General features: G+C 40.3%; 17 protein-coding genes. 12 read left to right on the forward strand and 5 right to left on the reverse strand.

The window, feature by feature from the left end:
• The first annotated feature begins 102 nt into the window (after positions 1-102).
• From AC13FX_RS11295 to AC13FX_RS11315, 5 genes are all read left to right on the forward strand, one after another.
• On the forward strand, positions 103-639 hold the full coding sequence (locus tag AC13FX_RS11295) for an RNA polymerase sigma factor (protein ID WP_482880757.1): 537 nt from the start codon (positions 103-105) through the stop codon (positions 637-639).
• Entirely contained in the window at positions 632-1,420 is a 789-nt protein-coding gene (locus tag AC13FX_RS11300) for a HEAT repeat domain-containing protein (protein ID WP_482880758.1), read from the forward strand. Before AC13FX_RS11295 ends, AC13FX_RS11300 begins: the two co-directional genes overlap by 8 nt.
• 11 nt (positions 1,421-1,431) lie before the next feature.
• On the forward strand, positions 1,432-2,313 hold the full coding sequence (locus AC13FX_RS11305; RefSeq protein ID WP_482880759.1) for a DUF4097 family beta strand repeat-containing protein: 882 nt from the start codon (positions 1,432-1,434) through the stop codon (positions 2,311-2,313).
• A gap of 17 nt (positions 2,314-2,330) precedes the next feature.
• The gene (locus AC13FX_RS11310) at positions 2,331-3,137 is read left to right on the forward strand and encodes a DUF4097 family beta strand repeat-containing protein (protein WP_482880760.1); all 807 of its coding nucleotides are present in this window, start codon (positions 2,331-2,333) and stop codon (positions 3,135-3,137) included.
• Positions 3,138-3,259: 122 nt separating this feature from the next.
• Positions 3,260-5,974, forward strand: a complete 2,715-nt coding sequence (locus AC13FX_RS11315) for a DUF5916 domain-containing protein (protein ID WP_482880761.1) — start codon at positions 3,260-3,262, stop codon at positions 5,972-5,974.
• An 82-nt stretch (positions 5,975-6,056) separates the two neighbouring features.
• On the opposite strand, the gene AC13FX_RS11320 is transcribed toward AC13FX_RS11315, so the two are convergent.
• A complete protein-coding gene (locus tag AC13FX_RS11320; RefSeq protein WP_482880762.1) occupies positions 6,057-6,263 on the reverse strand; it encodes a YgaP family membrane protein in 207 nt (68 codons plus the stop codon).
• Between the two features lie 195 nt (positions 6,264-6,458).
• On the opposite strand from AC13FX_RS11320, the gene AC13FX_RS11325 reads away from it, so the two are divergent.
• Positions 6,459-7,154 (forward strand): Bax inhibitor-1/YccA family protein, encoded by a 696-nt coding sequence (locus AC13FX_RS11325; RefSeq protein WP_482880763.1) that lies wholly within the window; start codon positions 6,459-6,461, stop codon positions 7,152-7,154.
• 108 nt (positions 7,155-7,262) lie between these two features.
• Positions 7,263-7,517, forward strand: a complete 255-nt coding sequence (locus AC13FX_RS11330; protein ID WP_482880764.1) for a TIGR03643 family protein — start codon at positions 7,263-7,265, stop codon at positions 7,515-7,517.
• A gap of 87 nt (positions 7,518-7,604) precedes the next feature.
• Here AC13FX_RS11330 and AC13FX_RS11335 read toward each other — a convergent pair whose 3' ends face one another.
• Entirely contained in the window at positions 7,605-8,720 is a 1,116-nt protein-coding gene (locus tag AC13FX_RS11335; RefSeq protein ID WP_482880765.1) for an FAD-dependent oxidoreductase, read from the reverse strand.
• A 113-nt stretch (positions 8,721-8,833) separates the two neighbouring features.
• Here AC13FX_RS11335 and AC13FX_RS11340 point away from each other — a divergent pair, with 113 nt between their 5' ends.
• The 5 genes from AC13FX_RS11340 (at position 8,834) to AC13FX_RS11360 (ending at position 12,575) form a co-directional block, all read left to right on the forward strand.
• Positions 8,834-9,769 (forward strand): hypothetical protein, encoded by a 936-nt coding sequence (locus AC13FX_RS11340; RefSeq protein ID WP_482880766.1) that lies wholly within the window; start codon positions 8,834-8,836, stop codon positions 9,767-9,769.
• 45 nt (positions 9,770-9,814) lie between these two features.
• Positions 9,815-10,183 (forward strand): response regulator, encoded by a 369-nt coding sequence (locus tag AC13FX_RS11345; protein ID WP_482880767.1) that lies wholly within the window; start codon positions 9,815-9,817, stop codon positions 10,181-10,183.
• A 62-nt stretch (positions 10,184-10,245) separates the two neighbouring features.
• A complete protein-coding gene (locus AC13FX_RS11350) occupies positions 10,246-10,935 on the forward strand; it encodes a hypothetical protein (protein WP_482880768.1) in 690 nt (229 codons plus the stop codon).
• 68 nt (positions 10,936-11,003) lie between these two features.
• Entirely contained in the window at positions 11,004-11,570 is a 567-nt protein-coding gene (locus tag AC13FX_RS11355; RefSeq protein ID WP_482880769.1) for an outer membrane protein, read from the forward strand.
• 81 nt (positions 11,571-11,651) lie between these two features.
• Entirely contained in the window at positions 11,652-12,575 is a 924-nt protein-coding gene (locus AC13FX_RS11360; RefSeq protein ID WP_482880770.1) for a ferredoxin reductase domain-containing protein, read from the forward strand.
• A 4-nt stretch (positions 12,576-12,579) separates the two neighbouring features.
• On the opposite strand, the gene AC13FX_RS11365 is transcribed toward AC13FX_RS11360, so the two are convergent.
• The 3 genes from AC13FX_RS11365 to AC13FX_RS11375 all read right to left on the reverse strand — a co-directional run bounded on the left by AC13FX_RS11365 (position 12,580) and on the right by AC13FX_RS11375 (position 14,794).
• The gene (locus tag AC13FX_RS11365) at positions 12,580-13,152 is read right to left on the reverse strand and encodes a DUF502 domain-containing protein (protein WP_482880771.1); all 573 of its coding nucleotides are present in this window, start codon (positions 13,150-13,152) and stop codon (positions 12,580-12,582) included.
• 86 nt (positions 13,153-13,238) lie between these two features.
• Positions 13,239-14,300, reverse strand: coding sequence for a flavin monoamine oxidase family protein (locus tag AC13FX_RS11370; RefSeq protein ID WP_482880772.1), 1,062 nt, complete (start codon positions 14,298-14,300; stop codon positions 13,239-13,241).
• Positions 14,297-14,794: a CIA30 family protein gene (locus AC13FX_RS11375; protein WP_482880773.1), complete on the reverse strand. Its 498-nt coding sequence runs from the start codon at positions 14,792-14,794 to the stop codon at positions 14,297-14,299. The genes AC13FX_RS11370 and AC13FX_RS11375 overlap by 4 nt, the downstream gene beginning before the upstream one ends.
• Positions 14,795-14,909: the final 115 nt, after the last annotated feature.

Consider the following 14,909-nt stretch of genomic DNA (forward strand, 5'->3'; position numbering starts at 1 on the left):
TGTGGAAAAAATTTTATGTAACCTTTTTCCTTCTAATCAGTGTATAAGAGTGAAAACACTAAACAAGGGATCTGAGTGAGATCAAATTCAGATAAAACATTAATGATGAAGGTAAGGAACGGTGATCTTGATAAGCTTGGCTTATTGTTTGAGCGTTATCACCGTGGGCTATACGGATATTTTTTTCGTATGTGTAAAGATCAGCAGACCAGCGAAGATCTGGTTCAATCTGTTTTTGAGAGACTTTTGAAGTATCGGCACAGTTATTCTGGAGATGGCAAGTTTTCAACCTGGCTTTTCAGTATAGCACGTAATCAATTTATTGATCACTATCGCATGGTCAAAAGAAATGGTGTTCCTGTTCAAATTGATGAATCTCGAATTGAGATGCCTGAAAGTGTGGATGAACCAATTCATCAGAAGATGAAAAAGAGAGATATCCTTGAAATGGCGATGAATGAATTACCTTCTGATAAAAGAGAAGTGATCATATTGAGTCGCTTTGAAGGACTTAAATACAAAGAGATCGCAGAGATCCTGGAAACAACAGAAGGAGCTATAAAAGTTAAGATGTTTAGGGCAATGAAAGAACTAAAAGACCTTGCAGCGTCTTTTGAAAAGGAATACAGTTATGAATGAAGAATATGAAAAACTGATAGCCGACTACCTGGCCGGTGAGCTGAACAATGAGGGCAAGGAAAAACTGGAAACTCTTATTGCAGAAGGAAAGATCGATTTTGTAGAGTTTAGGGAAGTAGAGGATATTCACGATAGACTTTCCGAACAAACAGTACCCAAAGCCACTGAATCGGTTAGAGAACGTTTTTACACGATGCTTGAGGATGAAAAACGATCGAATCGAATCGGTCTGAAACAATGGATCGAAGATCAGTTATCCCGAGTCGTTGAGTCGTTCTCGTTACCCAGAATGGCCTATGCCTTTGTCTTATTGTTCATTGGTGGATTCATTGGTTCCTATATAGATCAGGATAAAACTGAGATCGATCAGTTGAGCCAGGAAATGCAAACATTGAAGGAAATAATGATGGTAAATATGCTGGAAGGTTCATCTGCTACAGATCGCCTGAAAGCAGTGAATATTAGCTCAGAGTTGCCAAATGCTGATCTGGAGGCTATTAATGCGTTGCTCTTTACCCTGAATAATGACCCCAGCGTGAATGTGAGAGTCCAAACCATTGAAGCCTTGAGACGATGGGGAGATAATGAACGGGTCAGGCAAGGATTGGTGAGGTCTATCGCAACTCAAGAATCTCCGATCGTTTTGATCGAACTGGCTGATGCCATGACGGAACTTGAAGTGAGATCATCCGCCAGAGAGTTTGAAAAAATATTACAGGAGCGGGAGCTCGATTATAATGTTCAACAAAAATTACAAAGCAGTATTGCTGTACTTATGTGAGGAATGAGACCATGAAAAGAATATACCTGATACCATTAGCCCTTTACCTCTTAACTATAGGGGTTGTGGCTCAGTCCAATATAATGACTGAAAGAGTTACAGAAGATGTGGAGATGAGGATCCCTGCATCTGAATTGACGCGAGAAACCCTGTTTCATTTCAATAATATCAACGGAGACCTGAATGTAGAGGGTTATGATGGGGATGAGATCCTGATCACCGGCAAAAAGATCATAACAGGGAAGCCAAACGTAAGGCGGAGTTTTAACCCTGAGGACTTTTATCTGGACAAAATATCAAATTACGGACACTTGTTTGTATTTGTTCGTCACCCCGGGCTTGAAGTGGAAATTGAAGATAATAAATTGAACTATCGCTCAAATAGGCAAAATGATTGGGAGGAGAGAATTCAGGGTTTTGAATTTAATATTCAAATGAAGGTGCCGCATTATTTGATGTCAGAGATATCTACTATCAATGCGGGTGAGGTGGTTGTTGATGGAATGAGTCACGGTTTGGATGCCAGTAATATCAATGGTAGTGTAATTATCAGAGATATTTCAGGTGGTGTGATAAATGCAGAGACCGTAAACGGAAATATAAAAGCGGTGTTTAGTGAGAATCCAGTTGAGGATGTAGAACTTCATACGGTCAATGGAAATATTGAAGTATCAGCATTAAAAAGTTTTTCAGCTTATGTAACCTTTAAAAGTTTACAAGGTGAACTATATACTGATTTTGACGATAAAAGCTTTCGTTCAGATCGGTCAGGAAAAAAGGATGGGATGAGCCGGTTCGGCATTGGAAGTTCTGAAACCATTCAGTTCGGACAAGGTGGGCCAAAGGTGCTGCTTCGTTTACTTAACGGAAATGCATATATCAAACAACTGTAATCAAATAATATAATACCATGAGAAGTATCAAGATCAATTTATTTACAGCATTATTTTTATGCATCCTTTCCGGTCCTTTATTTGCCCAGAATACAATCGAGGTTCCATTGACGGATCCGGGAGAACCGGGCAAACTAAGCATCAATGCCATGTTTTCAGATGAGATCACAGTAAGAAGTCATGATCAGCAAAATGTGATCATTAATTATAGCGGTGATGGAATTCGAGAGGATGAAAGTGAAGCTATGAAAAATGGTATGAAACGCATATCCGGAGGCGGAATGGGCCTGGAAGTAGTTGAAGACAACAATGAAGTGGAGATATCAACAGGTCCGTTCCCAACCGATGATCTGGAGATGACCGTATATGTACCCCGTAACTTTTCTATCAAACTTAGTACGGTACAGGGTGATGTTAGGGTATTTGGTGTGGAAGGAGAATTGGAGATCAGCGCCGTTAATGGAGATATTGAGCTTGGCGATATCAGTGGGACAGTTCTTGTTAATTCTGTAAATGGTGATATGAATGTGGACTTTAACAGGGTCACACCGGGATCGCCCATGTCGTTTACAGGTGTGAATGGCGATATGGATATTGCTTTCCCGGCTGATGCCAGGTTCACCGCTAAAATGAAGACTGAATGGGGTGATGTCTATACTAATTTTGATATGGATATCGATCGTGAAGGTACCAGGTCAGAGTCAGATAGCAACGAAGGTTTTAAGATAGCTATTAACAAATGGATCATTGGGAAAGTGAATGGAGGAGGACCTGAATTTTTATTCAAAACTCTTCATGGAGACATTTCCATCAGGAAAAAGTAAAATAAACAGTAACTTTTTCTTTTACTCTTCGTGTAAGACCTAAACCTAACCAAGGAGCCGTAACATGAAGCTACATATTGTGTTGCGGGGATAGGACTCCTTTTAACAAAATCAAATTTACTATGAGATTCGTATGTCTAACCCTGGGATTACTATGTCTTGCTGTCGGAGCAAATGCCCAGAATTCTTATCAGGAAAGTAAAGTTATTAACGCGCTAAAGGAGCAAAATATCCGCTCGGGTAGAGTGGCTTCCCCTTCACTCACCGCCATCAAATTAACTGACCTGTCAAATTTACAACTGGATGGCCTGGTTAACGAAAGTGTTTGGAATAATATCCCTACTGCGACACAGTTCACACAAAGGTCGCCTGACGACGGGGCACCGGCAACCCAACGAACCGAAGGCCGCATATTATACACCGATACACATGTGTACATTGGGATAAAGGCATATGATTCTGCTCCGGACTCAATAGTTGCTCCATTGTTTAGGAGAGATGGTACCGAATCAAGTGATTGGGTAACAATAGGCTTTGACAGCTATAATGATAAGCGAACGGCCTTCATTTTTGCTGTAAACCCCCGGGGAGTACAAAGAGATTTTATGATCATCAATGATACCAACGAGGATGATACCTGGGATGCCGTATGGGAAGCAAAAGCACAAATAACCGATTATGGTTGGTCGGCTGAGATGAAGATCCCTTTATCACAGCTCAGGTTCGATTCCAAGGCTAATGAACAGAGATGGGGTATCAATTTTCAGCGCAGTATAGCAAGAAGCGGTGAAGAAATGTTTTGGAAACCCACTTCGCAGAATGCCTCAGGAATTGTATCTAATTTTGGAGAACTAAGTGGTATCAAACAACTGTCTGAACCCAGAAGGCTTGAGATCATGCCTTACGTTTCAGCCGACTTTACCCGTATTCCTGAACAGTCTACCTCTGATCCTTACTATCAGCGAAATGATCTCTCGGGGAGGGTAGGAGCCGACATCAAGTATGGAATAACTTCAGATCTGACCCTTTCTGCTACCATAAACCCTGATTTTGGTCAGGTGGAAGCGGATCCTGCAGTTATAAATCTGACAGCTAATGAGAATTTCTATTCAGAACGACGTCCTTTCTTTTTAGAAGGAAGAGATATTTTTCAATTTGGTCAAACCAAAACCTTTATCAGATATAATTCACCCACGCCATTTTATTCCAGAAGGATAGGGCGTTCGCCACAAGGATCACCGGGACGTGCCGGGGTCAATTCTGAATACAGTACCATTCCTGATCTCACTACGATCGCAACAGCTGCAAAATTGAGCGGTAAAACCAAAAATGGGTGGTCGATTGGTCTGATGGATGCTTATACCCTTCAGGAAAATGCAGATTATACTTTGGGTAATGGTAATGATGGTTCTATTGCAGTTGAACCGGCAACAAATTACCTGGTGGGCCGGGCCAAGAAAGACTTCAACAAGGGAAACACCTATGTGGGTGGATTTGCAACAGCTGTTAATCGTTCTCTGAATGGGCGCTACTTTGAAGATTTCCTGCATAGTTCGGCTTATGTGGGAGGAATCGATTATGAACATCAGTTTGCTGATCAGAATTGGGTAGCGAGTGGTGCTTTCTCAATGAGTAGTGTTCACGGTAGCAGTGAGACAATAAGTAGAACACAGCGATCACCGGTAAGGTATTATGATAGAATAGATTCTGATGTTCTTTCTGTTGACCCCACAAAAAACTCATTACAAGGATTTTCAACTGAGATGAGTATCAAGAAACAGAGTGGCGATGATAACTGGCTTGCTGCGTTGACCTATTCGCAAACATCACCTGGTTATGAGATCAATGATCTTGGATTCCAAACACGTGCAGATTTAAAATGGATTGGAGGAGTGGTGGTCTATCGTGAGATCGACCCGGAATTCGTAAGATACTATGAGTTCTTTGGAGGATATGATTCCGGCTGGAACTATGACGGTGATCAGATCCGAAACAGTATTTTAAATGGGGGATATGTATCCTTCGATAACCAGTGGTCATTCAATTACAATTTTGGATATAACTTTAAGCAATATTACGACCGGATAAGTCGTGGTGGGCCGGTGTTAGAACGACCAAAGGACTGGAATTTGATAGCTAACATTAATACCGATCGAAGTAAAGATATCAGCTTCAATGTAGGTGGAAATTTGCGTCGTGAGGTTGCCGGAGAATATGACAATGCAGTTTGGTTTGGAGTAAATTATAGACCGACCAGTTTTATTCAGCTAAGTTTTGGCCCTGAGTACAGGCATCAGGTAGATATCGATCAGTACATTACGGCTGTTGCGGATGTAAATGCTACACAAACTTACGGTAATCGTTATGTGTTCTCTGATATTGAACAACACACCATTATTGCAAACCTGCGTTTGAACTGGACCTTCAGCCCAACAATGAGTCTTCAAACCTACATAAGACCATTTGTATCAACCGGGGATTTTTCAAGATTCAAGGAAGTAGCAGAACCATATTCGTATAATTACGACGTATATGGCGAAGACATCGGTACCATAACTGAACAGAATGGAACCTATTCGATCGATCCGGATGGAAATGGAAGTTCATCTTCTTTCACAATTTCTGATCCAGATTTTAATTTCCGTTCACTTCAGGGCAATGCTGTGTTCAGATGGGAATATACCCCGGGTTCAACTCTGTACTTTGTATGGCAGCAGCAACGAGAGGACTACTCGCGAATTGGAGCATTTGATCTTGGTGACCAGCTAAATGACATGTTCAACGCTAAACCAACCAATGTTTTTCTTGTCAAACTAAGCTATTGGTTTGGAAGTTGATAATATTAACCTGGTTATAGCTGACATGAAAAAGGGCATATTTAATTATATGCCCTTTTTTATTTATTAAGTTCAGACCTGGTCAGGCATCTGTTTTACAGGTACTCAATCCAAAAGGAGCATACAGCGGACAAAAACTTATCAAGCTTGTCAGTACAAAAACGGCAGCCAGTACCAATAATACAATGCCTAAGGTTCCGCTTACTGTACCGGTAAAGTAAAGTATTACGAATATTGCTGCGAGTATAAACCGAATGATCTTGTCTGTGGAACCCATATTCTTTTTCATAAAAACCTCAACTTAATTTTAGATTAAAGGAGCCATTCAAATAAATAAACTAAACCCGTAACTATGAGAATACATAGTATACAAACGCCGATGAATTTTAGTATTTTATTCATGCAATATTTGCAGATTATCGTGGTTTAGTAATTTTATTCAAACACGCTCAATTTTAAACTAATTATTTATCATTAAGAAATAATGAATACACAGCAATTAACAGCAGAGCAGGTAAAATCGATTCAGGCTACCTTTATAAACAAAGTCTATGGCTGGATGGCTCTTGCTTTGGCAATAACCGGATTTGTAGCACTCAGGGTGGCGAGTTCAGAATCACTTGTTAATACTATAGCAAGTAATCAGATCCTGTTCTTTGGGATTATCTTAGCCGAATTAGGTCTTGTCATATGGTTGTCGAGTGCTATTGAAAGTATGAACGCCACCCGGGCAATTACCTTATTTTTGCTGTATTCAGCATTGAATGGCCTTACATTCTCTGTACTATTTTTGATCTACACAGCTGCCTCAATCGCTTCTACCTTTTTTGTGACAGCAGGTACTTTCGGTGTGATGAGTGCCTACGGTTATTTCACCAAAACAGACCTTTCAAGTTGGGGAAATATTCTCTTTATGGGGTTGATTGGAATCATTATCGCCAGCATCGTAAACATATTCTGGCACAGTGAAATGCTGTATTGGGCAGTTACATACATAGGTGTTCTGGTTTTTGTAGGACTAACCGCATACGACACTCAAAAGATAAAACGCATGAGTCTTGAAATGGATGTGGAATCGGATGAGGGAAGTAAAGGGGCTATCATGGGGGCATTGGCTCTTTACCTTGATTTCATCAACATGTTCATATTCATGCTGAGAATATTTGGGGACCGAAAGTAAATAACGTATCAAAATTAATTGAAGATTTAAGCTCTTGTCTTAATCGACAGGAGCTTTTTTATGGATTGAATTCTATGTGAGAATTGTAGTATTCAAAAACTATTTACTATGAATAATAGAGATACTTTATCTAAGGTCGATAAAAGCAGGATCATTGAAATGGCATGGGAAGATCGCACACCCTTCGATGCTATTGAGTTCCAGTTTGGATTGAATGAGGAGGAGACTATAGAACTGATGCGTTCTGAAATGAAGCAATCTAGTTTTAAAATGTGGCGCAAACGCATGTCGGGCAGGGATACCAAACACCGAAAAAAAAGAAAGAATTCTGTGGATCGATTTCTAAGCCCAAAAAAGTATTAAAAAGAAATATTTAAAGGGAGATTTTTAAATGCCGCACAGGTTCTTCAATAAGAGTCCAGAAACTTATTCAGGAATAATATATTTGATCTAGCCATTGTTCGAATCTAAAAGATCGATCACTTTTTGGGCACAACCCCAGCTTAATGTAACTCCGGCTCCACCATGCCCATAATTATGGATCACTAACTTATTTCCAATTTCTTCAGCCTCAATTCTAAGCCCGTCACTATCAGAACGAGTGAAACGATAACCCAATTTTGATTGCATTTTTGAGATAGGAGGTAGATCAAAATCAAAAGAATTCTTTAGAATTTTTTTATGAAGATCAATGATCTGAGAAGGTAATTCCAGTCCATTTACTTCGGTAGTCGGACGCATATTTTTTTCACCCATCCACCGGCCATCTTTATTAAGGTAACCCTTTTGTCTGCTTCCTCCCAAAACCAGGCCATCCTGACGCGAGTAGCAATAAACGTCTTGCTCAAAGCCTTGTTCAGTTTGATAAACTTGTTTACCGGGAGAGTAGTTATAGGTTACAATATTATTTTGAGGATCTTTCATTGACGGTGCACCCGGAAGGTTGATCAGGTGCCCACGGTGGATCATGATCCCAGAATTATCCTCAAAAAGTTCAATGCTTCCAATCTCCGTACAATTTATAATAATATCAAAAGGGAGGTCATTCAGGTCTTCTTTCTTTAATCTCCTTATCTCAAAACCTGTAACATTTGTAAGAACTTTACGGGTCAGGGCTGGAAAATACACCGGCCAGTCAGCAAAATATGCGTTGAACCTCCATCCATTTTTTACTTTATGAACGGGATGCTCAGGGTAGAACCCGTTCCTGAATTCATCCAGGGTCTGGAATTGATCCATTTCAAAAGCATATTTCGGTATCTTTTTTTCATGTGAAAAAAGCTCGAAATGCTGAGTTGTCCTGACGCCCGGGAATTGCTCAGAATGAAGTCTCTTAAAATGAGCTTTGCTTATCCTGAATATTTCAATGAGTTCATCTGAGTTAACAGCATGAGGAATGATAGATGCAGCAGGAAAAAGACTGGAGAATTCGGGCTTCAATGTTGTCGTTCTTGGATCCTCTTTTGTTATGATATGTACCTGATAACCTAGCTTTAACAATCGTAAAGCTGTACTTAATCCACTAACGCCGGCACCCAGTATACAAATGCTCTTTTTGTTGGTCATGGTAAAATATATGAGCTTTTGAATTTAATCACCTGCCGAAATGATAGTTATCACTGTTGTTTGACCGTACTTAAATTGGTACTTTATGTCATCATCAATTAGGTATCAAAGGCGTGCAAAAAATCATTCCAATCTTAATAGTGGCAGCAGGACTTCTTTCAATTTCTGCCTGTGATATGCTTACCATCAGTGATGATGCCCTCGAATATCCAACAGTATATTCCAAGGTAGAACTTGGTGAACTTCAATCGTTGAACGAAGAATATCATGAACTTAACAATGGACGATTGTGCTCCACACTCAATGAGTATGGATTCACCGGATTCAGTGAGGTTTTGTTTATTGATGGGCAGAACCCATGTGAACGCGTTAACCGTAATGTAGTTCGGGTTGAAATGACCAATACCGATACATTGCTGAGTGCTGCAAAACGGGTGTTGTATAAAAATCGAGAGTTTACGGGAATCCAGGATACTAATCTGCTCAGACTAAAATCAATGTCTCCACAACCCGGTTGCATAAATTGTGGTCGCCCTGATGAATACAGTGCCAATATAGAATGGAGTCTGACCTTTGAAAATCAACTCGTTGACTCTGCCGAAGTACTAGGTACTGAAATAACCGTGTTTTTAGACGCACTTGGTGTGAACCGGATCTGGGGCAATTGGTACTCTAATTTCAAGGTACCTGATTTTATCAATTTTGGATATGTGGATGTGAAAGAGGAAATGGCAGGTATGGAAATTGAACTTCAGGGCTATACCGGAGTAGATTCCATTTATACTGTACAGGCCCGGGACTTGCAGGAAATTCCAACTAAAGTTCATTATCCGATCGAAAGTAATAATGGCCAGGAATTAAAAATAAGAACCTGTTGGGCAGTGCCGATCAGTTACGGAATCGATGAAACATTCCCTGGCTGGATCGCATATGTAGACATAGAAGAGGGAATAATGGTAGATCTTGTAACCAGGTTTTCAAATGAAGAAAACTTTTTCTCAACTCAGCAAAATAAAAGTGTAACATTTGACCACCTTTCTCCTCTTTAGTGTTAGGGTAAACAAGATTAATCTCAAGCTTTTTAAGGAAATACATTGGCAGAACCAGTAAAGAAAATTCTTATCGTTGAAGATGATATGATTATTTCACTTGTTGTCGAAAACATGATCAAAAAATTAGGTCATGACCTTGTTGGTAAGGCAGCTTCAGGTGAAGATGCGATCAAACTCGCTGAAGAACACGAACCGGATATAATTTTGATGGACATCAGATTAAAGGGAGATATTGATGGTATTGAAGCGGTAACGCGGATCAAAGAAAAGATCGATACGGCTGTTATATATTTAACCGGTAATTCTGATAAGGTTAACTACGACCGAGCCAAGGCTACCAATTGCGTTGATCTCATATCTAAACCATTTACAATAGGGGAACTGACCCGTTCGCTGGATCTGGTCGATTAAATTTCTAACGTATCTTTTTAGAACTATTATCGTAGGTTCCCACATAACAAATGGGTATCACTATGAGTACAAAGTTTAAAAATCTGAAAAATGACCTGAAGGACCTGGAAGAAGGCGGTGGATTTCAAACCGTTGAAAGTTCGACCACACCTGAAGGAAACTCGGGTTCAAAAATTGCTAATTACATTCTTCTTATTGCATTCATTGCAACACTGGTTTTTTATGCCGGTTCGAAAATTAATTTTCCCACTTTCGATATTAATCCGATCGAATCAATAGTACAGGAACTCAATCAGCCGGATGAAGATCTGCTAAACCGTATGGGAGCCTGGATGGAAGAAATGGGATATGGAGCTTTGACCCATGAAGAACTAATGGAGCTTCGTGAGGAAGGAGTTACGGCAACCTATACTTCTCAGATCAGAGACATAGGGTACACTGATGTAACCCTTGACGAACTGATAGCTCTGCAAAATGCTGACGTAAGTGGCACTTTTGCAAGAATGATGAAGGAACTTGGTTACGATCTGAATATTCAGGATCTCATCGATCTCCGAAATGCTGATGTTACAGCTTTCTTTACCAGCAACATGCTTGACCTTGGTTACACCATGGAAGACCTTTCCAAAGAAAACCTCATCAGGATGAGAGGTATCGGAGTGACTCACCAACAGGCTGCGCGATTGATGAACGAAAGGGGAGAAAGGCTATCTATTGATGAACTGATAAGAGATCGTATCAGTAATCAGTAATATGAGGAATCGGAACAATTAAGGCTGAGATCATTAAAAGTAGTGAAGTTGAATCAAACACTACAATAATGAAAAAGTTAATTGCAATTGTATCAGTAATAGCGTTCACAAGTCTGTTCACCCAGGCCTTTGCTCAACAATATATAATAGAGGATGGATCAGGAATTGGCCCAAAAATAGGGTATTACAAAGCCCCTGATGCTGAAGATGGAACCATGTTTATTGGTCTTCAATCCCGTTCAAAAGGAAAATATCTGGGCGGTGAATTCTCGATTGAATATAGGGGTGAACAAACGTACACTACTACCGGCGGTGAATTATCCGTTAAGCAAGTGCCTATTACCGGCTCATTAATGCTTTTTGCCCCCCTTGCAAGAAATTTTTCACCCTATGGTTTAGCAGGTCTGGGAGCTTATTACACTTTTTATGATTATGACGGTGGTTTTGTTAACCCAGGGGATGACACAGAGGTAAAATTTGGATACCATCTTGGTTTTGGAGCCGATGTCGCGATATCAGAATCAGCAGCTTTCAATTTTGATTATCGTTACCTGTTTCTTGATGGAAGTGAAGATCTCACAGAAAAAGAATTCAGTGGTAATGTCATATCAGCCGGACTTACATTTTATTTCTAATTGAGAATAACCTATTTTCAAAGCCTGCATCTGAGAAGGATGTGGGCTTTTTTTATTTGAACCAAATCACCGAATTAGAATATGGCGGAAATAACTCTACCTGAAGTTGAACTGAATATCTATTCTCCCAAGGATCCGACCGAGATCACAGTCGTTGAAAATTATATTTGCACCAAGGAAAGCAGTCCCAACTTTGTCCGTCATGTGACTTTTGATGTTTCGGGAACCGACCTTGAGGGAAGAGTGCGAGTTGGGCAATCGATCGGTATTCTGCCTCCTGGTGAGGATGAAAGAGGAAAGCCCCACAAGTTACGTCTATATTCGGTTTCATCACCAACGGTAGGTGAAAATGGTAAGTCGAATCTTATCTCAACAACAGTAAAAAGAACTATAGAAGAATTAGACGGGAAATTATATACCGGTGTGTGTTCAAATTACCTTGCAGATCTCAAGCCCGGTGATAAAGTTAAAGCCACCGGTCCTAGCGGTAAGCGGTTTTTACTGCCTGAGCATCCGGAAGATTTCAATTTTGTTTTTTTTGCGACAGGTACCGGTATAGCTCCATTCAGAGGAATGATCATGGAAATGCTCGAATCCGGTTATAAAGGAAGTATCGCACTTGTTTTTGGCGCAGCCTACCGTACAGACCTTATCTATCCCGATTATTTCATGGAAATGGAAAAAAAGTATGACAATTTTCATTACATCGCCAAGATCTCCAGGGAAGATCGCCGGCCTGACGGGTCGAAGTACTATGTGCAAACAGCAATTGAAGATGAGGCAGAAATTCTGGATCCAATTTTCAGTCAGGACAATACATTGGTCTACATCTGTGGTATCAAAGGAATGGAATCGGGTATCTACAAAGGTTTGGCCAAGAAAGGGTATCCTGAATACCTGCTGGTTAAAGGAGATTATGTAGATATGGATCCGGATGAATGGGATTGGGAAGACATGCGCCGAAAGGTTAAGCCCGGCGCACGTTGCTTTGAGGAAGTTTACTAAGGCATCAGGTGTGAATTTTAGTTACACCTCCGGATACCACAAATCGCATGAAGTTGGTTGGATCGGTCTTGATGGGAGTGACTTTATCTCTAGGAACAATATATAGGTTGCCGGAAACATTATAGGAGTGTGGGCAATATACGGCTACTTCATTTTCCAGCCCAAAATGGGAGAGGGAATCTTCCGTTATAAAACCAAAACGCTTCATGCCAACCGGTTCACTGAATTCCACTACCACCGGTTTTGTGAACTTCTTTCGTTCTCCCACAAATGCTTCCGTAAGATCCTTAAGTGAGTTATATACTATGTTAATGAATGGGGTTTTGGTCATAAGTTTTTCAAACAGGTAGACAATCGGCCTGGCAAAAGTCCTGGACATCACGTAACCAAAAATAGTAGTTAAAGTGAATCCTGTAATGATACCTAAACCCGGAATTTCATAATCGAACCAGCTGAACAGTAAGTTATTGAAAAGAGAATTTGTCCAGATAATGGTGGAATAAGCGAGGTAGGCCGTAAGGGCTACCGGAAAAATGATAAGTATGCCACGGAAGAAATAATTGAGGATGGTTTTCATAATTGGATCGATTAGTTGATTTGATAAAATCTAAATGTAAATCACCAAAGATGTTGAGAACTTGTGGCCTTAATTTAAATTGTTGCTTAGTCACTACTTTTGATCTTGTCAAAGATATGATAGGCACTGTGAATGGCACCCTCCATGTAACCGGGGGCGATCTCCGATGTTTCAGCTCCTGCAATAAATAATTTATCATCTAAATAAGGTTCCCGGAAGATCTTGTGCCCATTATTTTGGTGTGGCAACACGTGGTTGCTATAAGGTGTAAAAGTGAATGGCTCGTTAGTCCACACCATTTCGAAATATTCCTGGTAATTATTTACCACAGTACCATAATACTTTCTGAGTTGTTCAAGTATCATGTTCAGGCGCTCATCTTTTGAAATTGAAAAGTAGCTGCCATTCAGAAATCCTTTTATGGCATGTCGGTTACCATCACTTGTGGTATGATCATACATCTCATTGATCGGCCCTACATTACTGAAAACTGTTCCACTGGTGTCTTTCTCTAGCCAGAAAGGTTCATTAAATGTAAACCCAAATTTGATGGATTCACCCATCCAGGTATGTGTGCCAGACAAAACCTTCAAGATGCTTTCAGGTAGTTTCGGTTCGATCTCAATCTTTTCAGCCAAAAGCTTTGGAGGAAGGGTGGAGACTACCTGATCTGCTTCAAATATGGTATTGGAAGATTCCACAAGCATTTTGTTAACCCTACTTATTATCTTGTTTACCTGTTCTCCAACGACGAGTAATTCATCGTCTAAATAGGAGACTAGGGTATTGATCAGGGCTGAGGTCCCACCCTCAATTCTATAACTTGCCTGCTGTTTCTTTGGAAGAGTAACCAGCTGATGCGGACTCATGGAAGTTGGTTCATAAATGGCTTTACTTCCCAATTTTTGTTGAAAGGTATTCAGACCTAATTCATTCAATAGTGCCTTGAGATTTGAGTGAGCCTGACTGAGCCATGTAGCACCCATTTCAACAGTTGCCTGATCCTGACCACCAACGGTCAAAATTCGTCCACCTATTCGATCCCGTGCCTCAACTACTATCACTTTTCGGCCAGTATTCCTGAGTAAATACGCAAGCGTTAACCCGGTTAATCCACCACCTATGATGAGAATATCAGTCTTAATCATTCTGTGATGAGCTCAATGCTGTCAATAAGGAGTTTAAATGACTCGGACCTGTTGTTACCGATCAGAAACCGAATTTCTTCAATAGAATCATGATCAAAATCAGGACGGTCCAGTTTCCTTCCACGAAAGGTTGGATAAAGATCTCCAAGCCGGAATTCAACATCCTGCCATTCTCCGGTTGTTTCGAAATAGCTGGTGTAGGATGCATAGTCGCTGACTTCGTGCTTAACTCTAAACTGATATCGTTTCCCATCCCCTTTAAGCCGGATACGTATCAACTGATCATTGTTGACGGTAATAGAAGGAAACTCGTAGCGAACCGAAGAAAATCCACCATTATTCTCAAGAGAGATATCTCCTGAAAAAATGCCGTGTCCTTCAGGGTTTAAAGCCATTGAACCACTTGAGCGGCCACCCATGACCACATCATCCACGATAATCCAATTCTTAAGGTCCGAGCCCTCTTCAAAATTGAATATAAGTTGAGTATTCATAGAAAGAGTGAAAAATAATATTCCGATTACAAACTTCATCGTTTATTTAATAATGTACGATCATTACATGGTGAACTAAACCAAGAGGCTCATAAATCGTTCCTGCTTATCTGAT

The sequence above is a fragment of the Gracilimonas sp. B-17 genome, assembly GCF_056857935.1.

What these genes read in the sequence shown, in the direction of transcription:
- AC13FX_RS11295 (WP_482880757.1), top strand. Translation starts at nt 103, where the DNA reads ATGATGAAGGTAAGGAACGGTGATCTTGATAAGCTTGGCTTATTGTTT.
- AC13FX_RS11300 (WP_482880758.1), top strand. Translation starts at nt 632, where the DNA reads ATGAATGAAGAATATGAAAAACTGATAGCCGACTACCTGGCCGGTGAG.
- AC13FX_RS11305 (WP_482880759.1), top strand. Translation starts at nt 1,432, where the DNA reads ATGAAAAGAATATACCTGATACCATTAGCCCTTTACCTCTTAACTATA.
- AC13FX_RS11310 (WP_482880760.1), top strand. Translation starts at nt 2,331, where the DNA reads ATGAGAAGTATCAAGATCAATTTATTTACAGCATTATTTTTATGCATC.
- AC13FX_RS11315 (WP_482880761.1), top strand. Translation starts at nt 3,260, where the DNA reads ATGAGATTCGTATGTCTAACCCTGGGATTACTATGTCTTGCTGTCGGA.
- AC13FX_RS11320 (WP_482880762.1), bottom strand. Translation starts at nt 6,263, where the DNA reads ATGAAAAAGAATATGGGTTCCACAGACAAGATCATTCGGTTTATACTC.
- AC13FX_RS11325 (WP_482880763.1), top strand. Translation starts at nt 6,459, where the DNA reads ATGAATACACAGCAATTAACAGCAGAGCAGGTAAAATCGATTCAGGCT.
- AC13FX_RS11330 (WP_482880764.1), top strand. Translation starts at nt 7,263, where the DNA reads ATGAATAATAGAGATACTTTATCTAAGGTCGATAAAAGCAGGATCATT.
- AC13FX_RS11335 (WP_482880765.1), bottom strand. Translation starts at nt 8,720, where the DNA reads ATGACCAACAAAAAGAGCATTTGTATACTGGGTGCCGGCGTTAGTGGA.
- AC13FX_RS11350 (WP_482880768.1), top strand. Translation starts at nt 10,246, where the DNA reads ATGAGTACAAAGTTTAAAAATCTGAAAAATGACCTGAAGGACCTGGAA.
- AC13FX_RS11355 (WP_482880769.1), top strand. Translation starts at nt 11,004, where the DNA reads ATGAAAAAGTTAATTGCAATTGTATCAGTAATAGCGTTCACAAGTCTG.
- AC13FX_RS11360 (WP_482880770.1), top strand. Translation starts at nt 11,652, where the DNA reads ATGGCGGAAATAACTCTACCTGAAGTTGAACTGAATATCTATTCTCCC.
- AC13FX_RS11365 (WP_482880771.1), bottom strand. Translation starts at nt 13,152, where the DNA reads ATGAAAACCATCCTCAATTATTTCTTCCGTGGCATACTTATCATTTTT.
- AC13FX_RS11370 (WP_482880772.1), bottom strand. Translation starts at nt 14,300, where the DNA reads ATGATTAAGACTGATATTCTCATCATAGGTGGTGGATTAACCGGGTTA.
- AC13FX_RS11375 (WP_482880773.1), bottom strand. Translation starts at nt 14,794, where the DNA reads ATGAATACTCAACTTATATTCAATTTTGAAGAGGGCTCGGACCTTAAG.